The sequence below is a fragment of the Pseudomonas chlororaphis subsp. piscium genome (assembly GCF_003850345.1).
In the GTDB taxonomy this organism is placed as follows: Bacteria; Pseudomonadota; Gammaproteobacteria; order Pseudomonadales; family Pseudomonadaceae; genus Aquipseudomonas; species Aquipseudomonas piscium.
In genome coordinates this window covers 4985773-5006056 of the sequence record NZ_CP027707.1, presented here as the reverse complement: position 1 = coordinate 5006056, position 20284 = coordinate 4985773, and the positions used below count along the sequence as shown (strand labels likewise).

At 65.4% G+C, this 20284-nt stretch carries 22 protein-coding genes; 8 read left to right on the top strand and 14 right to left on the bottom strand.

What is annotated here, in order from left to right; genetic code table 11:
• The first annotated feature begins 313 nt into the window (after positions 1-313).
• A complete protein-coding gene (locus tag C4K38_RS22420; RefSeq protein ID WP_053280263.1) occupies positions 314-688 on the top strand; it encodes a DUF6124 family protein in 375 nt (124 codons plus the stop codon).
• A gap of 139 nt (positions 689-827) precedes the next feature.
• Here C4K38_RS22420 and dsbG read toward each other — a convergent pair whose 3' ends face one another.
• The 3 genes from dsbG to dsbD are packed head-to-tail and all read right to left on the bottom strand — an operon-like array spanning position 828 to position 4179.
• Positions 828-1595: a thiol:disulfide interchange protein DsbG gene (gene dsbG, locus C4K38_RS22415; protein ID WP_025805423.1), complete on the bottom strand. Its 768-nt coding sequence runs from the start codon at positions 1593-1595 to the stop codon at positions 828-830.
• The gene (locus C4K38_RS22410; protein WP_053280262.1) at positions 1571-2443 is read right to left on the bottom strand and encodes a TlpA family protein disulfide reductase; all 873 of its coding nucleotides are present in this window, start codon (positions 2441-2443) and stop codon (positions 1571-1573) included. The genes dsbG and C4K38_RS22410 overlap by 25 nt, the downstream gene beginning before the upstream one ends.
• Positions 2443-4179, bottom strand: a complete 1737-nt coding sequence (gene dsbD / locus C4K38_RS22405; RefSeq protein WP_053280261.1) for a protein-disulfide reductase DsbD — start codon at positions 4177-4179, stop codon at positions 2443-2445. Before dsbD ends, C4K38_RS22410 begins: the two co-directional genes overlap by 1 nt.
• A 154-nt stretch (positions 4180-4333) precedes the next feature.
• Between dsbD and C4K38_RS22400 the strand changes: the two genes are divergently transcribed.
• The 4 genes from C4K38_RS22400 (at position 4334) to C4K38_RS22385 (ending at position 8325) form a co-directional block, all read left to right on the top strand.
• A complete protein-coding gene (locus tag C4K38_RS22400; RefSeq protein ID WP_053280260.1) occupies positions 4334-5011 on the top strand; it encodes a response regulator in 678 nt (225 codons plus the stop codon).
• Positions 5012-5014: 3 nt separating this feature from the next.
• Positions 5015-6337 (top strand): ATP-binding protein, encoded by a 1323-nt coding sequence (locus tag C4K38_RS22395; protein WP_053280259.1) that lies wholly within the window; start codon positions 5015-5017, stop codon positions 6335-6337.
• 269 nt (positions 6338-6606) lie between these two features.
• The gene (locus C4K38_RS22390; protein ID WP_053280258.1) at positions 6607-8019 is read left to right on the top strand and encodes an aspartate aminotransferase family protein; all 1413 of its coding nucleotides are present in this window, start codon (positions 6607-6609) and stop codon (positions 8017-8019) included.
• An 81-nt stretch (positions 8020-8100) separates the two neighbouring features.
• Positions 8101-8325 (top strand): MbtH family protein, encoded by a 225-nt coding sequence (locus tag C4K38_RS22385; RefSeq protein ID WP_053280257.1) that lies wholly within the window; start codon positions 8101-8103, stop codon positions 8323-8325.
• Positions 8326-8540: 215 nt separating this feature from the next.
• Here C4K38_RS22385 and C4K38_RS22380 read toward each other — a convergent pair whose 3' ends face one another.
• The 10 genes from C4K38_RS22380 to C4K38_RS22335 all read right to left on the bottom strand — a co-directional run bounded on the left by C4K38_RS22380 (position 8541) and on the right by C4K38_RS22335 (position 16599).
• Positions 8541-9368 (bottom strand): class I SAM-dependent methyltransferase, encoded by an 828-nt coding sequence (locus C4K38_RS22380; protein WP_053280256.1) that lies wholly within the window; start codon positions 9366-9368, stop codon positions 8541-8543.
• A 193-nt stretch (positions 9369-9561) separates the two neighbouring features.
• The gene (locus C4K38_RS22375; protein WP_053280255.1) at positions 9562-10548 is read right to left on the bottom strand and encodes a metal ABC transporter solute-binding protein, Zn/Mn family; all 987 of its coding nucleotides are present in this window, start codon (positions 10546-10548) and stop codon (positions 9562-9564) included.
• On the bottom strand, positions 10549-11448 hold the full coding sequence (locus tag C4K38_RS22370) for a metal ABC transporter permease (RefSeq protein WP_009044895.1): 900 nt from the start codon (positions 11446-11448) through the stop codon (positions 10549-10551).
• Positions 11448-12203: a metal ABC transporter ATP-binding protein gene (locus C4K38_RS22365; RefSeq protein WP_053280254.1), complete on the bottom strand. Its 756-nt coding sequence runs from the start codon at positions 12201-12203 to the stop codon at positions 11448-11450. Before C4K38_RS22365 ends, C4K38_RS22370 begins: the two co-directional genes overlap by 1 nt.
• The gene (locus C4K38_RS22360; protein WP_053280253.1) at positions 12200-13129 is read right to left on the bottom strand and encodes a metal ABC transporter substrate-binding protein; all 930 of its coding nucleotides are present in this window, start codon (positions 13127-13129) and stop codon (positions 12200-12202) included. Before C4K38_RS22360 ends, C4K38_RS22365 begins: the two co-directional genes overlap by 4 nt.
• Before the next feature lie 35 nt (positions 13130-13164).
• Complete coding sequence (locus tag C4K38_RS22355) at positions 13165-13737, bottom strand: DUF6162 family protein (RefSeq protein ID WP_053280252.1); 573 nt, start codon at positions 13735-13737, stop codon at positions 13165-13167.
• A complete protein-coding gene (locus C4K38_RS22350) occupies positions 13734-14078 on the bottom strand; it encodes a hypothetical protein (RefSeq protein WP_053280251.1) in 345 nt (114 codons plus the stop codon). The genes C4K38_RS22355 and C4K38_RS22350 overlap by 4 nt, the downstream gene beginning before the upstream one ends.
• The gene (locus C4K38_RS22345; protein WP_053280250.1) at positions 14075-14596 is read right to left on the bottom strand and encodes a PA2404 family protein; all 522 of its coding nucleotides are present in this window, start codon (positions 14594-14596) and stop codon (positions 14075-14077) included. The genes C4K38_RS22350 and C4K38_RS22345 overlap by 4 nt, the downstream gene beginning before the upstream one ends.
• A gap of 17 nt (positions 14597-14613) precedes the next feature.
• A complete protein-coding gene (locus tag C4K38_RS22340; RefSeq protein ID WP_053280249.1) occupies positions 14614-15825 on the bottom strand; it encodes a PepSY-associated TM helix domain-containing protein in 1212 nt (403 codons plus the stop codon).
• A 312-nt stretch (positions 15826-16137) separates the two neighbouring features.
• Positions 16138-16599 (bottom strand): VOC family protein, encoded by a 462-nt coding sequence (locus C4K38_RS22335; protein ID WP_053280248.1) that lies wholly within the window; start codon positions 16597-16599, stop codon positions 16138-16140.
• Between the two features lie 289 nt (positions 16600-16888).
• On the opposite strand from C4K38_RS22335, the gene C4K38_RS22330 reads away from it, so the two are divergent.
• From C4K38_RS22330 to C4K38_RS22320, 3 genes are all read left to right on the top strand, one after another.
• The gene (locus C4K38_RS22330; protein ID WP_053280247.1) at positions 16889-18112 is read left to right on the top strand and encodes an SfnB family sulfur acquisition oxidoreductase; all 1224 of its coding nucleotides are present in this window, start codon (positions 16889-16891) and stop codon (positions 18110-18112) included.
• Positions 18113-18115: 3 nt separating this feature from the next.
• Complete coding sequence (locus C4K38_RS22325) at positions 18116-18781, top strand: methionine ABC transporter permease (protein WP_053280246.1); 666 nt, start codon at positions 18116-18118, stop codon at positions 18779-18781.
• 78 nt (positions 18782-18859) lie between these two features.
• Complete coding sequence (locus tag C4K38_RS22320) at positions 18860-19630, top strand: MetQ/NlpA family ABC transporter substrate-binding protein (RefSeq protein WP_053280245.1); 771 nt, start codon at positions 18860-18862, stop codon at positions 19628-19630.
• An 81-nt stretch (positions 19631-19711) separates the two neighbouring features.
• Here the strand turns inward: C4K38_RS22320 and soxR are convergent, their stop codons facing one another.
• Complete coding sequence (gene soxR / locus C4K38_RS22315; protein WP_053280244.1) at positions 19712-20167, bottom strand: redox-sensitive transcriptional activator SoxR; 456 nt, start codon at positions 20165-20167, stop codon at positions 19712-19714.
• Positions 20168-20284: the final 117 nt, after the last annotated feature.

Below are 20284 nucleotides of genomic sequence, written 5' to 3'. Positions count from 1 at the left end.
TTTCGCTTTCTTTTGTAAGGCTTTTCCGAGAAACTCCCACGCGCTTGAGTGCGCCTGTATGCGGGGCTAGGCTGCCTGGGTCATCGCCAAATCGATGGCTTGGACGTGCAAGTCCAGTTCCTGTTAAGGCGCATAAACGCTTAGCCATGCTTGAGCGTTTTTATGTCCGCTGTGTTATGGCGGCCGTGCGCGGGAGATCCTCGGATCTGCTGGGTGTCCTAACAGGCCCGGTCTTGCACTCCGCGTGCGGCTGCTACCCTGATTCGCGTGCAAGCGAACGGTGTCAGCTCCTTTCTTCTGTAGGAGCTCAACCATGAAAAAGCTTGTTCCCGATCCACCCATTGATTCCCCCAACACCTACCGCTATCCCGAACTGAAACTCGCCAATCAGGCCCTGTGCCAATCCCTGGCCGAGCAACCTGTCGAGGCGCTGCCGTTCGCGCCCTTGGCCACCACCGCGGCGGTGCGTGTCACCCCGGATTCCTTGTTCCACGTACGTGAAGGCATCAGCGCCGAAGAAGCCCTGGTGCATGTGTCGCTGCTGCTCAAATGCGCTGAAGAAGTCAGCGATGAAATCACCGAACGCGGCAGTGGCCTGGAGCGTGGGTTGATCTGGTCGATGGTCCATTCCGTGGAAATGGCCAGGGCGGTGGTGGATGCGTTGTTGGATGGGCGTCAGGCCCGTTGATTTTTGGTGTTTTTGAGGGCCCTATCGCGGGCAAGCCTCGCTCCTACAGAAGAATGCGATCAGTCAGAGGAACGCAGTCAACTGTAGGAGCGAGGCTTGCCCGCGATGGCGGCCTGGAAAACGCCGCCGCATCTGCGCCTTATTTAGGCCCGAGAATCTTCACCAGCTTGCCCGGCGCCGGCGCGCCTTGTTGCTGTTGCAGTTCGCCCTGGTCGTCCATGTAGAAGATCGCCGGGGTGGCGGACAGCTCCAGTTCGTCCATCAGCGCCATGTTGGCGTCGAGCTTGGCCTGGACTTCGGCGGGGATCTTGTCCAGGGGTTTGAGGCTGCTGCCCTTGCCGGCTTTTTCGTGGTCTTGCAGGGCTTTCTGCGGGTCTTTGGCGGCCAGCAGGGCGGCGGATTTGCCCGGGCTGTCTTCGCGGATGATGCCGACCATGATGTGCCGCAGTTGGACCTTGCCGGCGTTCACCCAGGGCCGCGCCTGTTCCCAGAACATGTTGCAGTAGGGGCAGTTGGGGTCGCTGAACAGGTAGACCACGCGCGGTGCGTCGGCCTTGCCGTCGGCGATCCAGTTGCTCTTTTCCATCTTGGCCCAGACTGCCTTGGCCATCGGCGCATACACCAGTTTCTGCAGCGGTTCGGCGCTCAGGTCCTTGCCGTCGGCGTCGTACAGGTTGCCCAGCAGCACATGCTTGCCATCCGGGGTCAGGTACAGGGCCATGCCACGGTTCTGGTACTGCGCGGCATAACCCTTGAGGCCGTCCGGGGCGTCGAAGCTGCCGACGATCTTGGCGCCTTTGGCTTCGATGTTCTTGATTGCCAGGGGCAGTTCTTCGGCGTGCAGCAGCGGTACCTGGAGCAGAGCCGCGCCCAGGGACAGGCTCAGCAGGTGGCGGATGAAGGGCATGGCAGTTTCCTTGAAGGGGCGGCCTGCGTGGCCGTGGTCGAATGCGGTCGGTCGAAATGTTCCAGGGCGCGGGCCAGGCTGGCCTCGGACAGCTCGCCGAGGTGGCTGCCGAGCATGCGCCCGTCAGCGCTATAGAACAGCGTAGTCGGTAGCGCCATGGAGCCCACGGCCTGGCCCAGGCGGCCGCTGCCGTCGAACAGCACGTTGTTCAGGTTCAGCTCCTGTGTGGCCAGGAAGGTGCTGACGCTCTGCATGCTTTCGGCCTGGTTGACGAACAGGAAGGTCAGGTCCGGGCGCTGCTGCTGGGCTCTTTCCAGCACCGGCATTTCCCGGCGGCAGGGCGGGCACCAGGTGGCCCACAGGTTGATCACCAGGGGTTTGCCCTGGTAGCTGGTCAGCTGCACGGTGTCGCCGTCGGCGTTGCGCAAGGCGATTTCCGGCAGCCGCGTGCCTTGTTCGAAGATGCTCAGGGACAGGCTGGCGAGCAGCCAGAAGGCCAGGCCGCTGCCGACCCCGGCGCCCAGCGGTTTGCGCAGGGCCGGGCGGCGCCAGCCCCAGGCGAGGGCGGCCAGCAGCAGGACGATGGCTCCCGGCCAAGGCAGAAAACCGCCATCGCGCAGGTCGATGATCAGCCACAGGTCGTGGCGGTAATGCTTCCAGTAGGCGACCACGAAGCCGATGCGCGCCGCCAGCATGCCCAGCAGGAACAGGCCGAACAGCACCGACTCCGGGTTCTCGCCACCGCGCTTGGCGACTCGCCAGCCGACAAAGGTGGCCAGCGCCAGGGCACTGATCAGCAGCAGGTGGTTGAGCGCGATGGCAAAGGTGCCGATGGTAAAGGTCAGCATCAACGGGTTTCTCGGGTAGCGGTCCAGCGTTGCAGGAAGCCGGCGGCGTCTACCTCGCCGGTAATCCGCTGGCTGCGTCGTTCTTCGCCGTCCGGGCCGATCCACAGCAGGCTCGGCGGCCCCGGCACTTTATACCGGTTGAGCAGTTCGCGGCTGGCGGCGTTGTCGGCCGTCACGTCCAGGCGCAGCAGGCGCACGTCCTTCAGGGCCTCGAGGACCTGGGGTTGGCCGAACACCTGTTTCTCCATGATCTTGCAGGACACGCACCAGTCAGCGTAGTAGTCCAGCAGCACCCACTGGCCCTGGGCCTTGGCGGTGTCGAGGGCGCCTTGCAGGGCGGCCGGGTCCTTGACGGTGGTGAAGGCGTCGTGGGCGCTGACCGCCGCCACGGCATTGCCGCCGCTGTAGACCTTCAGCGGTCGCCACAGGTCGTCGCTGCCACCGGCGGCGCCCACCAGCAGCAGGCTGCCCCACAGGCCGAACACCACCGAGCCTGCGCCGAACAGGTGACCGGCACGGCCGGCCGCGCGCATCTGCTGCCAGGCGGTGTAGGCCAGGACCAGCGCCAGCGCGCCCCATAAACCGATCCACAGCGACTCGTCGAGCACCGGGCGCAGCAGCACGATGGCGGTGCCGAGGAACAGGAAGCCGAACACGCCCTTGAGCAGGTTCATCCACGGCCCCGGCTTGGGCAGGAAGCGGTTGCCCACCGTCACTAGCAGCAACAGCGGCAGGCCGATGCCCAGGCCCATGACGAACAGGATCAGCCCGCCGTGCAAGGCATTGCCGCTCTGGGCGATGTACAGCAGGGCGCCGGCCAGCGGCGCGGTCATGCACGGGCCCACTAGCAGGCCGGACAGGGCGCCGAGCACCCCGGCGCCGACCAGGCTGCCGCCACGGCGCGAACGGCTGGCGTTTTCCAGGCGGTCGCGCAGGGCCGCCGGCAGTTGCAGCTCGAAGAAGCCGAACATCGGCAGCGCCAGGATCACGAACACCGCGGCAAAGCTGCCCAGCAGCCAGGGCTGTTGCAGCAAGGCTTGCAGGTTGGCGCCGAGCAGTGCGGCGAGCACGCCCATGGCGGCATAGACCAACGCCATGCACACCACATAGCTGCCCGCCAGGGCGAAGCCGCGACGCGGGCTGGCGCCGCTGCCCACCACCAGGCCGGCGAGGATCGGCAGCATCGGCAGCGAGCAGGGGGCGAAGGCCAGCAACAGGCCGAGGCCGAAGAACACCAGCAGGCTCCAGCCCAGGGCTCGCTGCTGCAGGCCGCTGGCCAGGGCCTGGTCGCTGGCCTCGGTGCTGGCTCCGGTAGCGGTGGCCGGGCTGCCGCCCAGGTCCACTTCCAAGGATTGCGGCGGATAGCACAGGCCGGCGTCGGCGCAGCCTTGCCAGCCGAGCTTGACCTTGCCGGTGGCGCCGGCGGGGATTTTCAGTTCCAGGCCCTGGCGATACACCTGCTGCGCGCCGAAGAATTCGTCGCTATGGGCCTCGCCCTCGGGCAGGGCCGGTTTGTGCGCGTCCGCCAGGCCGTCGAATCTCAGCCGTTGCTGATACAGGTAATAGCCGTCGGCGATCTGCCAGAACAGCTGGGTTTCCCCCGACGCCAGGCGTTCGGAGGTGAAGACGAAGGCTTTGCCGACCGGGAGAAAGTCGGGTTTGACCTCGAACGGGTTGTTACCCGCCTGAGCCAGGCCCGACAGCAGCATGAACAACAGGATGAACAGACGACGCATGGAAAAGCCTTAAACCGGTGCAAGTGACGGGCACAATGGCCGACGGCGATTAACCGATGATTAACCCTGCACGCCTTGTGACACTGGCGGTGCGGGCATAATGTCGGCTTAATCGGCAATAGTTTTAATGCACCCCTTTTCTACAGGTTTCACCATGCACGTACTGGTCTGTGAAGATGATGAACTGATTGCCAGCGGGATCATGGCCGGCCTCACGGCCCAGGGCCTGACGGTCGAGCACGTGGCCACGGCCTCGGCGGCGCGGGCCATGCTCGGCGTGGCGGAATTCGACGTGATGGTGCTCGACCTCGGCCTGCCCGACGAAGACGGCCTGAAGCTGCTCAAGCAACTGCGCCACAACGGCCTGGAAATCCCCGTGCTGATCCTCACCGCGCGGGATTCGGTCACCGACCGGGTCGACGGCCTGCAGGCTGGCGCCGACGATTACCTGCTCAAGCCTTTCGACCTGCGGGAACTGGCGGCGCGCCTGCATACCCTGTTGCGCCGGGTGGCGGGGCGCAGCGTCAACCTGATCGAACACGGCCGCCTGACCTACGACCCGAGCACCCGCGAAACCCTGCTCGGCGGCCAACCGGTGGACCTGTCGCGGCGCGAACAATCGCTGCTCCAGGCGCTGCTGCACAACCGCGGCCGGGTGCTGTCCAGCGAGCAGCTCAAGGACAGCGTCTACGGCTTCAACGACGAACTGGAAAGCAATGCCCTCAACGTGCACATCCACCACCTGCGGCGCAAACTCGGCAACGGCATCGTCGAGACCGTGCGCGGCCTGGGTTATCGCCTGGGGCCGGCGGATGGTGGGGAGGAGTCGTAAGTGATGAGCCTGCGTTTGCGCCTGAGTCTGACCATCGGCGCGGCCTTCGTGCTGATTTGGGCACTGGCCGCGGCCTGGATGTTCAGCGACTTGCGCAACCAGATGATGTTTTCCCTCGACCAGCGCCTGGTGGCTTCGGCGCGCATGGTCGCTGGCCTGCTGGAACAATTGCCGACCTTGCCGAGCAAGGGCGAGGGCACCCATTTCAGTGCCGAACAGCTGAACATTCCCGGGGGCATGGCCTGCCAGGTCAGCTCCCTGCGCGGCGAGATCCTCGCCCGTAGCCATAACCACCCCGACGAAAAACTCGAAGCCGAACGCCTGGGCTTTCACGACCAGATGATCGATGGCGTGCGCTGGCGCAGCTTCACGCTGGCCCGGGGCGACCTGCGCATCACCACCGCCGATCGGCAGGTCGAGCGCGAAGCGCTGAACCTGTCGGTGCTGCTGGCCGCTTCGGTGCCGGTCGGCGTGGCATTGCTGGCTTGCCTGTGGTTGTTGTGGCTGGGGATCGGCCAGGGCCTGGCGCCGCTGAACCGCATGCGCGACGCCTTGATGCGCCGCAGCGCCGACTCCCTGGAACCCTTGCAGATTCATCCGTTGCCCAGCGAGCTGAGGCCGTTGCTGGAAACCCAGAACCAGCTGTTCCAGCGCATCGGCAAGACCATCGAGCGCGAGCGCCGCCTGACCGGTGACGCCGCCCACGAACTGCGCAGCCCGCTGACGGCGATCAAGACCCACCTGCAAGTGGCGCGCATGACCGACGGCGCGGCCCGCGATCAATCCCTGGCGCGCGCCGAAGAAGGCGCCGACCGTCTGCACCGGACCCTGGAGCAACTGCTGTTGCTGGCCCGGGTCGAGGGCAGCCTGTCGTTCGAGGACGGCGTGCAGTGCAATGCCGAACAGGTGGCGAAAACCGCGATCCAGGACGCCGCCAGCGGTGCCCGGCAGCGGGTCCGGCTGCATATCGACGAGCGGGTGTCGGCGGCGCCGCTGGAAATGCCCTCGGTGCTGGCCATCGCCGCGTTGCGCAACCTGCTGGACAACGCCCTGCGCCATACCCCGAGCGATGCGCCGGTGGAGCTGAACCTGGAAACCCTCGGCAACCGCGTGCGCTTCCAGGTGCGCGACCATGGCAGCGGCATTCCCGAGGATGACTTGCAGCACCTGACCCAACGCTTCTGGCGCAACGGCCAGAGCACCGGTTGCGGCCTGGGCCTGGCCATCGTCCAGGCGATTGTCCAGCGCTGCGGCTGCGTGCTGCATTTCGACAGCCGGCCCGATGGCTTGCGGGTCGAGTTGACCATGCCGCTGCAATCGGCCTGACGCCTTTATCGCGGGCAAGTCGGATCGCCGCCCGCTCGCTCCTACAGAAACTCACGATCTTCTTCTGTAGGAGCGAGGCTTGCCCGCGATGGCATTCTCATGTTCGCCACAACCTTTATGGTTGATACGCAATAAACCTCTCCCAGGTGTAAATCCTCTCGTCGCTGATGCGTTTCCAGAACAGGAAAACCTGCGAGTGCGCGCTGAACCGGCTGCGTACCTGTGTGGTGTGCGGTTTCGCTCAACTCATCAGCGTGAGGATTCGAGAGATGTCAGTTGCTACCAGCCTTGTCGACGATCAGCCCGCGCGGACCAGTGCCGCGCCGGCCGAGACGCTTTACCAGTTCACCGAATCGCCGTTGCTGGCCCGGCAGAACCAGCAGGAATCCAATGCCCGCAGCTACCCGCGGCGCATTCCCCTGGCGCTCAAGCGGGCGCGTGGGATTCATGTCGAGGACGTCGAAGGCCGGCGTTTCATCGACTGCCTGGCCGGTGCCGGCACCCTGGCTCTGGGCCACAACCACCCGGTGGTGATCGAGGCGATCCAGCAGGTGCTGGCCGATGAGCTGCCGCTGCTGACTCTGGACCTGACCACCCCGGTCAAGGACCAGTTCGTCCAGGACCTGTTCGGCCTGCTGCCGCCCGCCCTGGCCGCCGAGGCGAAAATCCAGTTCTGCGGCCCCACCGGCACCGACGCCGTGGAAGCGGCATTGAAGCTGACCCGTACCGCCACCGGCCGCAGCACCGTGCTGTCGTTCCAGGGCGCCTACCACGGCATGACCCTGGGCGCCTTGAGCCTGATGGGCAGCCTGGGGCCGAAGCGGCCGTTGGGTGCGCTGCTGACCAACGGCGTGCAGATCCTGCCGTTCCCTTACGACTACCGCTGCCCGTTCGGCCTGGGTGGCGAAGCGGGGGTGAAGGCCAACCTGAGCTATCTGGAAAACCTGCTGAGCGATCCGGAAGCCGGCGTGCAACTGCCGGCGGCAATCATCGTCGAGGCGGTGCAGGGCGAGGGCGGGGTGATTCCCGCCGACCTCGACTGGCTGCGCGGCGTGCGCCGCATTACTGAAAAGGCCGGCGTGGCCTTGATCGTCGATGAGATCCAGAGCGGCTTCGGTCGTACCGGCAAGATGTTCGCCTTCGAGCACGCCGGGATCATCCCGGATGTGGTGGTGATGTCCAAGGCCATCGGCGGCAGCCTGCCGATGGCGGTGGTGGTCTACCGCGACTGGCTCGACACCTGGCTGCCGGGCGCCCATGCCGGCACCTTCCGTGGCAATCAGATGGCCATGGCCACCGGTTCCGCGGTAATGCGCTACCTCAAGGAGCACAAGGTGGCCGAGCATGCCGCCGCCATGGGCGAGCGTTTGCGCGAGCACCTGCGGATCCTGCAGCGCGACTTCCCGCAGATGGGCGACATTCGCGGGCGTGGCCTGATGCTGGGGATCGAGCTGGTGGACCCGGCCGGCGAGAAAGACGCCCTGGGCCATCCGCCGCAGTTCAGCCGCCTGGCGCCGCTGGTGCAGCGTGAATGCCTCAAACGCGGGTTGATCCTGGAAATGGGCGGACGCCATGGCAGCGTGGTGCGTTTCCTGCCGCCGCTGGTGATCACCGCGGCGGAAATCGATCAGGTGGCGGATATTTTCAGCCGGGCTTTGGCGGCGGCGGTCGCCAGCCTCTAATTTTCCGCAGGCCTTGAACGTTCCTTATTCACAACCGCTGCGCGTTCAGCGCAGCGAGCCTTACAGCGATGGAGACACGTAATGACTTCAGTATTTGACCGCGAGGACATCCTCTTTCAGGTAGTGGTCAACCATGAGGAGCAGTATTCGATCTGGCCGGACTACAAGGCCGTGCCACAAGGCTGGCGCACCGTGGGCAAGAGCGGCTTGAAGAAGGAGTGCCTGGCCTACATCGAAGAGGTGTGGACCGACATGCGCCCGCTGAGCCTGCGGCAGAAGATGGACGCCCAGGCCGCCGCCAACTGACTGACCTGTAGCCGCTGCCGAGCCTGCGAGGCTGCGCTCGGACGCGAAGCGGCCGTAACGGGGCCAGCGCGGTTAGTCAGACTTTACGCATTCTCAGGTTTTGCGCCTGCTGCGCAGTCGATCGCAGCCTCGCAGGCTCGGCAGCGGCTACAGGGGATGTAGGTGATGTAAAAAGCCCGCTGGATCTTCAGGTCCGGCGGGCTTTTTTGTGGGTGTCAGATCGGGCGTTTGACCGCTTGCAAGGTGTAGCTCAGTGGCAGGCGCAAGGGCGCTTCCTTGAGGTGCCATTCGCCTTGCTCGTCACAACGCATCTGCCCGGGCAGGGCGTCCCAGGGGATGCTCTGGTGTTCCACCAGGCCGCTGATCTGCAGGCCGTGCTTGAGCAGCGCGCTGACGATTTCCCCCAGGCCGTGGTTCCACGAGTGGGTCACCGTGGCCTTGAGCGGCCGGTCGGTGCTGACGTAGGTGCTGTCGTCGTCCCACACCAGCGGTTCGTTGTGCTCGAAGTAGGGCAGCTCCACCAGCAGCGCATCCTCGCGCCTTTCGTCCAGGGCCCAGAGCATCGGGTGGCCTTCGCGGATAAACAGCCGGCCGCCGGGCTTGAGCAGTTCGCTGACATTACGCGCCCAGGTGTCGACGCTGGGCAGCCAGCACAGGGCGCCGATACCGGTGTAGACCAGATCGAAGGCTCCCTTGGGCAGTACTTCGGAGGCCTTGTAGACGTCGGACTCGACGAACTCGATAGTCGTACCCGTGCGCGCCATCAGGCTACGGGCTTCGGCCAGGGAGGCGGGGGAGAAATCCAGCCCGCTCATCCGCGCGCCGAGGCGGGCCAGCGACAGGGTGTCGGTGCCGATATGGCATTGCAGATGCACGCCGCGCAGGCCGCTGATGTCCCCCAGCAGCGGCAGGTCGAACCGCACCACTTCGGACAGGTGCCGCGGGTCGTCGACAAACATCTGGGCCTGGTAGTCCGGCGAGGCCGCGTGCAGCGGTGCGCGCTCGTCCCAGTTGGCCTGGTTGAGCTTGAGGTAGTCACTCATGGCGGGGCTTCCTGTCCGTTCAATGGGAGCAGCAGGCTAGCACCGGTGAGGCGGGCGATTCTTGGGGGAATTTGTAAGCCGCGCATTTCTTCTGTAGGAGCGAAGCTTGCTCGCGATGAACGATGACGCGGTATCCAGTTACTCCGCGTAGCCTCTTTCGCGAGCAAGCTTCGCTCCTACGGGGCGTGGTGGGTCAGGTTTTCGGGGCGAGGGCACTGGTGATCTGGCCGATATTGCTCTCCAGCTCCACCAGCGGGTCGGCGCTGTCGGTTTGCAGCACCAGCAACTGGCTGCCGGCGGCGCTGATGGCGGCCTTGAGCGCATCGGATGGCTGGCGGTGATGCAGGACGATGGCCACGTCGTTGTCCTTGAGTCGGGCTTGCAGTTGCTGCAGGGCTTCGGCCGTCCACTCGTTGTCGGCGCGGGCGTCGATCTCCAGCAGCTCCAAGTTGAGCCCGCTGACCAGGTAACCGAAGTGGTCGCTGAGGCTGAGCACGCTGAGGTTGTCGGCATTGGCCAGTTGCCCCTCGGTATCGGCGCTGAGCTTGAGCAGGCGTTGCTTGAGGCTGGCCAGGTTGGCGTCGATCTTCGGTTTGGCGGCGGGGGCCAGGCGCACCAGGTCGGCGGCCAGCACATCGGCCATGCGCCCCAGGTTGTTGCTCGACAGCCACGGCTGGCTGTTCAGGCCATCGCTCTTGCCGGGTTGCAGGGCGACGCCGGGCAGGGCTCCGTCCACCGGGCGCGCGGCATCGACTTCGACGATGCGGATGTTGCTGCGCCGCGCGTTGGGGTACAGCGGGTCGTCCGGCCAGATCGAGCGCAGGCCGATCACCGCGTCGGCGTCGAGGGCCAGCTTGTGCAGCGCCGGGGCGCCGCGGCCGGTGAAGTAGGCGGTCTGGCGCGAGCCCGGCAGGTTATCGGGGGCGGCGCGTTCGAGCTGCACATCGGTGCCTTGCAGCAGCAACTGGCCGAGGCCGAAGGTCACCGGTAGCGAGGCCAGCACGGTCAGCGGCTTGTGTGAGCTGGCGCTGTGCAGCGCCGTGGTGCCCAGGCTCTGGTTGGCGGTGACGCGCATGGGTTCGAAACGGTCCGGCTGGGCCAGGGCCGGAGCGCTGCTCAGCCCGCCGAGGGCCAGGGCGATGGTCAAGGGTAGTGTCAGGTGACGTAATGAACTGTGCATTTATCCGATATTCCCTTTGAGGCTGGGGACAATGCCGCGGGCAATGGCGGCCAGGGCGAAGGCGACACCGGCCACCAGGATGATCGCGGCGCCGGAGGGGACGGGCAGGTCGAAGAGGATCGGCAGCAGGATGCCGCACAGGGTGCTGACCGTGGCGATCAGCACCGATATCCAGAAAAAGCCCTTGAGTGACTGGCTCAACAGGCGCGCGGCCGCCGCCGGAATCACCAAAAGGGCGCCCACCAGGATCGCGCCTATGACTTTCACCGCGGCCACGGTGATCAGGGTCACCAGGATCACGAACAGGTAGTCCAGGGTCTTCACCGCGACGCCGCGCACCGCCGCCAGTTGCGGGTTGAAGCTGGCCAGCATGATGCGGTTGTACAGCGGCAGGCTCAGGCCCATTACCAGGGCACCGACGATCAGCAGCACCAGCAGGTCGTTGCCGTTGACCGTGAGCACCGAACCGAACAGCACGTTTTCCAGGATGTGCACGTTGATCTTGCCGGCGAGGATCAGCAGCAGGCTGGCGCCCAGGGCCAGGGACACCGACAGGAACACGCCGATCAGGGTGTCCGGCGCCAGGCCGGTGCGGTTGCGCAGGTAGTTGAGCAGGATGCCGAACAGCAGGCAGTAGCCGAACAGGCTGCCATACGGGCCGGTGTAGGGCTCGCCGAGCAGGATGCCGATGGCCACGCCGGTCAGCGCCGCGTGGCCCACTGCTTCGGAGAAGAAGGCGAAGCGCTTGACCACCACCAAAGTGCCCAGGCCGCCCAGCACCGGGCCGATCAGCAATCCGGCGAGCAGGGCGTTGACCACAAAACCATAGGCCAGGGCTTCCGGCAGGTAACCGGAAGAGGCCCAGCCCTGGATCATCAAACGAAAGGCTTCGTAACTCATCAGGCAACACTCCCGCTGACGACGTCCGCGCTGCGCGGGTGGGTGGAAAACAGCGTCAGCAGGCGTTCCGGGGTCAGCGCCTGTTGCGGGTGAGCGTCGAACAGAACCCGGCGATGCAGGCCGGTGACCCGGTCCGCCAGGCGGCCGACCGCTTCCAGGTCGTGTTCGATCCACAGCAGGGTGATGCCGGCCTGGCGCCAGTCGCCGAGCAGGCGCTCGAAGACCTGGATGCCGGCCTCGTCGAGGGCCGACATCGGTTCGTCCAGCACCAGCAGTTGCGGCGCCGGGATCAACCCCTGGGCCAGCAGCACCCGCTGGCGTTCGCCACCGGACAGGGCGCCCATGCGCCGCTTGCGCTTGTCCTGCATGCCGACCCGTTCCAGGGCCTCGCCTATGGCCTTGGCGTAATGCCGGCTGAGGCCGAGGAAAGCCGGGCGGCGCTGGCACATGGCGGCCATGAAGTCGTCGACGGTCATCGGCAGGCCGCGATCGAATTCCAGGGCTTGCGGCACGTAACCGATCACCCCCGGTTCGCCCGGCCATTGCAGGCTCAACTGGCCCTGGTGGGGCATCTGCCCGAGCAGGGTCTTGATCAGCGAGCTCTTGCCGCCACCGTTGGGGCCGACCAGGGCATGCAGGGTGCCGGGCTGCACCTTGAAGCTGACGTTGTCGAGGATGGTGGTGCGGCCCAGGGTCAGGCTGACCTGGTCGAACTCGATGGACGGGCCGCGGGCCAGGCTGTGCAGGGCGGTCATGCGCCGGCCTCCTGGATCGCCCGGACCACGGTGTCGAGGTTGCCGGCCATTTCCTTCTCGTACTTCTCGGCGCTGTAGTCGCCATAGGAAATGTGCGACAGCGGGTACAGCTTTACCCCGGACTCGCGCTGGATGGTGTCGACGTAGGTGGAGGGGAAGTCCATCTCGGAGAAGATCACCTTGACGTCCAGTTCACGCAGCTGGTCGATGGTCTTTTTCAACTGGCTCGGGCTGGGCTCGATGCCGTGGGCCGGTTCGACCACGGCGGTGACTTCCAGGCCGAATTCGCGCAGCAGGTAATCGTAGGCGGCGTGCACCGTGGCCACCCGCAGGTCGGCGTTGGGCGCCTTGGTCAGCTTGGCCAGGGCGTCGGCGCGCATCTGCCGCAGGCGCTTGCCGTAGGCGCGGGCGTTCTGGGTGTAGGCCTTGGCGTTGGCTGGGTCCATCTTGCCCAGCTCGCGGGCGATGTTGTTGACCTGGGCGATGGAGGCGCTGATGGACAGGAAGGTGTGCGGGTTGACCACCTTGCCGGCGCCGCGCGCGGCGATGCCGGTGGCGGCCAGCAGCGGCACGTTCTGGTTGGCCTCGATCACCGGGATGTCCGGGCGCTCGCTGGCCTCGATCATGCGGTCGGCGAAGTCGTCGTGGCCGACGCCGTTGAGCACGATCACGTCCAGGGTGCCGATGCGCTTGATGTCTTCGGCGCGCGGTTCATAGGCGTGAGGGTTGAAGCCGGCGGGAATCAGCGGCACGACGTCGGCCTTGTCGCCGACGATGTTGGCCACGTAGCTGTAGTAGGGATGCAGGGTGATGCCGATACGCAGGCGCTTGGCCTGGTCGGCCGTGGCGAGAGGGCTGAGCAACAGGGCGAACAGGCTGACCAGCAGCACCCGCAGGAACGGGCGGCGTTGAGATGAAATAGGCATGGGCTAGCGGTCTTCTCTCGGGTGAATGCGTGGGTTCAGTGGCGATGCTGGCGGGTCACTCCGGCATCGAATTGCGCGACCACCTGCTGCCAGCCGGCACTGGCCAGGGCGGCGTCGCTGAGGTCGTCGGGGGCGGCGAGGGACGGGCCGCGATTGAGCCAGATGTCCGGGGCGGCGCTCGGGTCGGCAGCGATACGCATCAGCAATGAACCGGCCACTGCGTTGTCCTGGCTGAGGCCGACATAGGCCTGTTGCCGCAGTTGCCAGACATGCCCGCCACGGCTCACCGAGCTGGCGTCCTGGGCGAAGGGCGCGAAGCCTTCCTCGGCCAGTTGCTCGGGCGTCGGCAGGGCCTGGGCTTCTTCGCGTAGCAGGCGGATTTCGTCGAGGGTCACCCGCAGGTCGGCGTACAGGCCCTGTTCGCCGGCGGTGAGGTCGCGGCGGGCGTCCAGTTGATGGCTGTCGACGCTCGCCACTTCTCGGGTTTCGCCGCGCCAGAGCACCACGGAGCCGGCCACGCCGAGGATCAGCAGGCACAGCAGCAGGACGTAGAGGGTTTCATGGCCGGCGCCGGCCGGGCGCACGACTTGGGGGGTGGAGGTGCTCATGGGGCCTCGATGTCGGCTTGGTCGATCTCGACCACGTGGCCGGGGCCGGCGTCGAACAGCACGTAGAACTCGGCGTCGGGTTTCTTGAAGGTCAGGGTGGAGTCGGCGCCCAGCTTGCCGGGCACCAGGATGGTTTCGTCGTAGCCGATCACGTCCAGGGTCACCCCCGGGGCGCCGCTGCCATCGGAGAAGCCGCCGGTGCAGCGGATCTGCTCGCCGTCGATCTGCTTGCACTCGCACATCGGGTTGTGGGCCAGGGCGCCGCCGCTGAACACAGCGCTGGCGAGCAGAATCGCGCCGGCACCGAGCAGGCGCAGGCGGGCGGTGGGTACAGCAATCATGGTTTGCCTCCTTGTTGGTTCAGCCAGGCGAGGGTGGCCGGGGATGCCTGGCCCAGGGGGATGGCCGCCTGGTGCATGCTGCCGTCCCAGCCTTCCATGGTTATCCACAGCTCGGCGTCGGGTTTGGTCTTTTCCGCAACGGGCAGGCTGGCCCCCATGCGGTACGGGGTGCCGAAGAAAATCACCCCGGCGGCGCGCAGGCTGCGGGGTTTGCCGATGCGCAGGTAGGTGGCTTTGACCTGGTCGATGCAGGCGTCGCACAGGGCGGCATTGAAGCCTTTCATATAACCGGCCGGCCCCTGGAGTTGCGGCGCTTCGTTACGCAGTTCGGCCAGGCGCAGGCTCCAGGGGCCGACCTGCACCTCGCCCACCTCGCGCTCGCCCAGGCCGCTGTCGCCACGGGCCAGCGCCGCGTCGGCAAAGTACTTGGGCATGAAGCCGAGGGGGATCAGCAACAGCAGGATGTTCAGGTGGAAACGCCATTTCAGCCAGAACTGGCGCAGGGGCGAAACCGGCATTGGGTTGTCTGTCTTGCTCACAGGTTGCCCTCCGGCGTATCGGTGTGCAGGGCCGCAATCGGGCGCTGGGCGAGGGCGGGGCGCGGTGCCTTGTTACTGCGTTTGAGAGCCGCGGCGGTGGCCAGGGCGGTGCGCTTGGTCCAGATCAGCAGGCCGCTGAGCACCATCATGCTCAGCAGCAGGCCGAAGAAGCACCAGATCAGCTTGATCCAGAGGCCGCCGAAATCACCGGTGTGCAGTGGACGCATGGATTCAGTGACGAACTCCAGGGTCGAGCGATCGGACAGCAGGTGAGTGGTATCGATGGAGCCGGTGTACGGGTTGAGGTTGGCGGTCTGGTACATCAGCGGGTACCAGCCGCGGCCGCCGATGAACAGGTGGCTGTAGGCATTGCTCGGCAGCATGACGAAGCCGACGTCGAAACCCGGGATCTTCTGGGTGGTGAGGCGGATGGCTTCATCGACCCCGATCATCGGCGCGGGGCTGCCGTCGGCCGAGGTCGGCACGCTTTCGCGGGCGATCACCGGAACTATGGGTTCGCTGGAAATGGTGATCTGGTTGTCGCCGAGAATCGCCTGGATCAGGAACCAGGTGCCGGTGATGGAGATCACCGCGATGAACCAGATCGACCAGATACCGCTCAGGCGATGGAAGTCGCCCCAGAAAATCCGCGCGCCGTGGCGCAGGCGCAGGGTCGGCTTGAGAAAACCCTTCCAGAACTTCTTGTAGACCACCAGGCCCGTGACCAGCGAAGCCAGCATTGGCAGACCGAGCAGCGACACCAGGTACCAGCCCCAGCTATAGCCGTTGGTGAACGGCACCAGCCACCAGCCGTGCAGGGCGCGGGTGAAGGCCTGGAAGTTGAACTGTGGGCTGACGCCCTGGATGACGCCGGTGTACGGATTGACATAGACCTCGACGGAACGGCCATCGGGGTAATTGACGCCCACGGTCAGGGCGAAATGCGCTTCGTCGGGGGTACTGATGCTATCGACCAGGGTCTGCGGTTCGGCCTGCTTGATGGCCTTGACGATCTGGTCGTAGCTCAGCGGTTGGGCGTCGCCTGTGGGTTTGCTGGCGCGGATGTCGGGGTTGGCCAGCCAGACGATTTCCTGGCTGACCACGGCCAGGGTGCCGGTGACGCAAACGATCAGCACAAAGAACCAGATGGGCAGCGCCAGCCAGCTGTGAACGAGAAACCAGATTTTCGAGCGGGACTTCTTCGACATTGAGCACGCGTCTTGATTCGAGGAGTGGAGCCGCGGGCGTCTGCTGAGCCCGGAGAGAAACCCGCGGCGTAGCCTTCGCCAACGCGACCTGCTGCATCTAATTAAGACGAATGAGAATCGTAAATCCCGAAAGACGATATGAAAGTAAATGTTTCCGCGCGACCAATGGCAGGGCAAAGGCCGGCGGGCATTGATCTAATCTGGGGGGCGCTATCGCGGGCAAGCCTCGCTCCTACAAGGGAACGCGCGTCTGTAGGAGCGAGCGGGCGGCGATCCGACTTGCCCGCGATCAAGGGTTTTCAGGCACAGCGCTTATTCCTGCTGTTGAAACATCTCCACGGCCCGCTGCTTGATCTGCTCTTCGCTCAAATCTTCCTTGCGGGTGGCGAGAAACCACAGGTGGCCGAACGGGTCTTTGAGGGTGCCGCTGCGGTCGCCGTAGAACTGGTCCTTGACCTCGGACACCACTTGGGCGCCGGCGGCGATGGCCTGGGCGAACTGTTGGTCGACATCGTTGACGTACAGGTGCAGACCGACGGCGGGCGATTTATCGGGATTGCTCAATGGCCCCTGGTCGCAGGGCGTTCCCAGCATGATCGGGCAGTCGCCGATGCGCAGTTCGGCATGGCCGATACTGCCGTCGGGCATGTCCAGGCGCATGACCTGGATGGCGTCGAAGGCATTCTTGTAGAACTCGATAGCCTCGGCCGCCTGGGTAATCCCCAGGTAGGGCGTGATGCTGGGGTAACCCTCGGGGATGGGTTTGACACTCATCTCAGTTCTCCTTTCTTGTCTGGGTGTTCGTCGAAGTGAACCTGGCCGGTTTCCGTTTCCAGTCGGTTCACTATAGGCCCGGGTAGCCGGCAGTCCGGCGCGGGCCGACGAGGTGTTGCTCGGGCAACAGTCCTGGGTGTTCGGTGGCCAACAGCGATCCAGCAATTTGCCCGAAGCCTGGGGGGCGTGAGTCCTTTGGTGGGCATAAATCCCTGATTTTTGGGGGTAAATCTTCCGGCACAGAAGCTGCAATGAGCCAGGCAACCCTTCATTCGCCCGAGAGCGTCGTATGCCTGCCTTGCCTGAATCTGCCGAGTACCCCATTCACTCCCCCGATGCCCATGTGATTGGCGATGCCGCCGAGGCCCTGGCGGTGGCCGAGCGGGTCGCCGCCGTCTTGCTGGAGCAGGACGCCGAGCGCGACCGCACGCGCCAGGTGCCGGCCGAGGTGGTCGACCTGTATTCCAACAGCGGTCTGTGGGGGATCAGCGTGCCGAGGGAGTTCGGTGGCGCCCAGGTGTCCTATGCGGTGCTGGCCCAGGTGATCGCGATCATTTCGGCGGCCGACCCGTCGCTGGGGCAGATCCCGCAGAACCATTACTGCCTGCTGGAAGACATCCGCCTGCAAGGCAGCGCCGAGCAGCAGGCGCACTTTTTCGCGCTGGTGTTGCAGGGCCATCGTTTTGCCAATGCGCTGTCGGAAACCGGCGGCAAGAACGTGCAGGACATCCAGGCCACCGTGTGCCGCTCGGGGGAGGGCTATCTGATCAACGGTCGCAAGGGCTACTGCACCGGCTCGCTGTACGCCCACTGGCTGGCGGTGCTGGCCCTGGACGAAGAGCAGAGAGCCCAGTTGGCGTTCGTCGAACGTGGCACGCCAGGGCTGGCGGTGCTCGACGACTGGGACAGCATGGGCCAGCGCACCACCTCCAGCGGCACGGTGCTGGCCCAGGACCTGCGGGTCCCGGCGTTCAACCTGTTCCCGACCTATCGCTCCTATGAGACCCCGACCCTGGCCGGCCCCTTTGCCCAGCTGACTACCGCCGCCATTGACGCCGGGATTGCCCGTGCGGCCCTGCGCGACACCATTACCTTCGTGCGGCAGCACGCCCGGCCGTGGATCGACGCCGGGGTGGAAAAGGCCAGCGAAGATCCGCTGACCATCATTCAGGTCGGCGCCCTGGACATTCGCCTGGAGGCCGCCGAAGCCCTGCTCGAACGCGCCGGCAAGGTGCTGGATGCGGCGCGTTCGGCGCCGGATGCGGAGAATGTCGCCCAGGCGTCGCTGGCGGTGGCCAGGGCCAAGGTGCTGACCACGGAAATCGCCCTCGAGGCCAGCAACAAGCTGTTCGAGCTGGGCGGTACCCGCTCGACCCTGAAACAGCACAACTTCGACCGCCACTGGCGCAACGCTCGGGTGCATACCCTGCACGACCCGGTGCGCTGGAAGTATCACCTGGTCGGCAACTGGCTGCTCAACGGGGTCAAGCCGCCGCGTCACGACTGGTCCTGAACCATGGCCGAACTGTTCAAGAACATCTATTGGGCCGACATCGGCCAGGCCTGCCTCGACACCCTGAGCATGCTTGGCGCGGCGCTGGGTTTTACCGTGCTGCTGGGGCTGCCGCTGGGGGTGTTGCTGTTTCTCACCGGCAAGCGCCAGTTGCATGAGTCCATGGGCGTCTACCGGGTGCTGTCGGTGCTGGTGAACATGCTGCGTTCGCTGCCGTTCATCATCCTGCTGATCGTGTTGATCCCGCTGACCACGCTGCTGGTGGGCACATCCCTGGGGGTACCGGGGACCATTCCACCGCTGGTGGTGGGCTGCACGCCGTTCTTCGCCCGGCTGGTGGAGACCGCGCTGCGCGAAGTCGATCGCGGCGTGGTGGAGGCGACCCAGGCCATGGGCGGCAGTACCTGGCAGATCATTCGGCACACCCTGCTGCCCGAGGCCCGTGGCGGGCTGCTGGCGGCGGTCACGGTCACGGCCATCGTGCTGGTGGATTACACCGCCATGGCCGGGGTGATCGGTGGCGGCGGGCTCGGTGACCTGGCGATCCGCTACGGCTACCAGCGCTTCCAGACCGACGTGATGGTGGTCACCGTGGTGCTTCTGCTGGTGCTGGTCCAGGCCCTGCAAATGACCGGCGACCGCCTGGTGGCGCGCTACAGCCGGCGCTGAACTCATTAGCGAAAACCAAAAAATCTGGCCCTACGTGCGCCCCACGACGGCTGTCTGTATCTGCCTTAGGAGCAACCCATGAAAAAGACCCTGGCCCTGTTGGCCGCTGTGCTGTCCTTGAGCGTTCACGCCAACGAGAAACTGGTGGTGGGCGCCACTCCGGTGCCCCACGCGGAGATCCTCGAATTCGTCAAACCCGAGCTGGCCAAGGAAGGCGTGGACCTGGACATCAAGGTGTTCACCGACTTCATCCAGCCCAACCAGCAACTGGCCTTGAAGAACCTCGACGCCAACTACTACCAGTACCGGCCGTTCCTCGATGATTTCAACAAGACCCGGCACACCGATCTGGTGCCGGTGGTGGGCGTGCATATCGAGCCGTTCGGTGCCTATTCGACGCGGATCAACAGCATCGCCGAACTCAAGGATGGGGCCAGCGTGTCGATTCCCAACGACCCGGTGAACGCCGGTCGCGCCCTGGTGCTGCTGCACGAAGCCGGGCTGATCAAGCTCAAGGACCCGAGCAATACCCTGGCCACCCAGCGCGATATCCTCGACAACCCCAGGCACTTGAAGATCCGTGAACTGGAAGGCGCCTTGCTGGCGCGTTCGGTGAGCCAGGTGGACCTGGCGTTCGTCTTCGCCAACTACGCCCTGGAAGCCGGGATCGACACCAACAGCGCGCTGATCGTGGAGAAGGGCAAGGACCTGTACATCGAGTTCCTGGTGGCCCGGCCGGACAACATCAAGGATCCGGGCATCCAGAAACTGGCCAAGGCATTGAACTCCGACGCGGTGCGCCAGTTCATCCTGACCCGCTACAAGGGCCAGATCGCTCCGGGTTTCTGAGTCAGCCCTTGCTGTGCGGTGCGTCTGTGAGGGCGCCATCGCGAGCAAGCTTCGCTCCTACGGGGGCAACGGGTTGCGGGATCAGTTGGTTTCCAGCAATTGTGCGCCCGGGCCGCGTTCGCCCAGTTGGTCGCCCTGGTTGCGCAGCGGGCAGGCTTCCATCGACAGGCAACCGCAGCCGATGCAGCCATTGAGGCGGTCGCGCATCAGGGTCAGTTGCTTGATCCGTTCATCCAGCTCATGGCTCCACTGCTCGGACAGCCGCTTCCAGTCGGCGGCTGTCGGTGCGCGGTGGTCCGGCAGGCTGCGCAGGGCCTGGCCAATCTCGGCCAGGGGAATGCCCAGGCGCTGCGCCACCTTGATCAGCGCCACCCGGCGCAGCACTTCCCGCGGATAACGGCGCTGGTTGCCGGCGTTGCGGTTGCTCTTGATCAGCCCCTTGGTTTCATAGAAATGCAGGGCCGTGACCGCTACGCCACTGCGGGCGGCCACCTGGCCGACGGTAAGTTCCTTGTGCACGGTTTCGGGGCTGAGCATGCAGCGCTCCTGCGGGTGGGGAATGAGCAAAAGTTGCTTGACCTTTACTTAACTGGAGGTTTTACCCTGCAGGCCTTCGAATCACAAGATTCCGTTTATCCGTCAGTGGGGACTCGC

Coding starts and splice junctions, on each gene's coding strand:
- C4K38_RS22365 (WP_053280254.1), bottom strand. CDS start 12,203: ATGACCGCCCTGCACAGCCTGGCCCGCGGCCCGTCCATCGAGTTCGAC.
- C4K38_RS22375 (WP_053280255.1), bottom strand. CDS start 10,548: ATGCACAGTTCATTACGTCACCTGACACTACCCTTGACCATCGCCCTG.
- C4K38_RS22350 (WP_053280251.1), bottom strand. CDS start 14,078: ATGATTGCTGTACCCACCGCCCGCCTGCGCCTGCTCGGTGCCGGCGCG.
- C4K38_RS22335 (WP_053280248.1), bottom strand. CDS start 16,599: ATGAGTGTCAAACCCATCCCCGAGGGTTACCCCAGCATCACGCCCTAC.
- C4K38_RS22360 (WP_053280253.1), bottom strand. CDS start 13,129: ATGCCTATTTCATCTCAACGCCGCCCGTTCCTGCGGGTGCTGCTGGTC.
- C4K38_RS22370 (WP_009044895.1), bottom strand. CDS start 11,448: ATGAGTTACGAAGCCTTTCGTTTGATGATCCAGGGCTGGGCCTCTTCC.
- C4K38_RS22355 (WP_053280252.1), bottom strand. CDS start 13,737: ATGAGCACCTCCACCCCCCAAGTCGTGCGCCCGGCCGGCGCCGGCCAT.
- C4K38_RS22420 (WP_053280263.1), top strand. CDS start 314: ATGAAAAAGCTTGTTCCCGATCCACCCATTGATTCCCCCAACACCTAC.
- soxR (WP_053280244.1), bottom strand. CDS start 20,167: ATGCTCAGCCCCGAAACCGTGCACAAGGAACTTACCGTCGGCCAGGTG.
- dsbG (WP_025805423.1), bottom strand. CDS start 1,595: ATGCCCTTCATCCGCCACCTGCTGAGCCTGTCCCTGGGCGCGGCTCTG.
- C4K38_RS22410 (WP_053280262.1), bottom strand. CDS start 2,443: ATGCTGACCTTTACCATCGGCACCTTTGCCATCGCGCTCAACCACCTG.
- C4K38_RS22320 (WP_053280245.1), top strand. CDS start 18,860: ATGAAAAAGACCCTGGCCCTGTTGGCCGCTGTGCTGTCCTTGAGCGTT.
- C4K38_RS22340 (WP_053280249.1), bottom strand. CDS start 15,825: ATGTCGAAGAAGTCCCGCTCGAAAATCTGGTTTCTCGTTCACAGCTGG.
- C4K38_RS22380 (WP_053280256.1), bottom strand. CDS start 9,368: ATGAGTGACTACCTCAAGCTCAACCAGGCCAACTGGGACGAGCGCGCA.
- C4K38_RS22330 (WP_053280247.1), top strand. CDS start 16,889: ATGCCTGCCTTGCCTGAATCTGCCGAGTACCCCATTCACTCCCCCGAT.
- C4K38_RS22345 (WP_053280250.1), bottom strand. CDS start 14,596: ATGCCGGTTTCGCCCCTGCGCCAGTTCTGGCTGAAATGGCGTTTCCAC.
- C4K38_RS22385 (WP_053280257.1), top strand. CDS start 8,101: ATGACTTCAGTATTTGACCGCGAGGACATCCTCTTTCAGGTAGTGGTC.
- C4K38_RS22390 (WP_053280258.1), top strand. CDS start 6,607: ATGTCAGTTGCTACCAGCCTTGTCGACGATCAGCCCGCGCGGACCAGT.
- C4K38_RS22325 (WP_053280246.1), top strand. CDS start 18,116: ATGGCCGAACTGTTCAAGAACATCTATTGGGCCGACATCGGCCAGGCC.
- C4K38_RS22395 (WP_053280259.1), top strand. CDS start 5,015: ATGAGCCTGCGTTTGCGCCTGAGTCTGACCATCGGCGCGGCCTTCGTG.
- C4K38_RS22400 (WP_053280260.1), top strand. CDS start 4,334: ATGCACGTACTGGTCTGTGAAGATGATGAACTGATTGCCAGCGGGATC.
- dsbD (WP_053280261.1), bottom strand. CDS start 4,179: ATGCGTCGTCTGTTCATCCTGTTGTTCATGCTGCTGTCGGGCCTGGCT.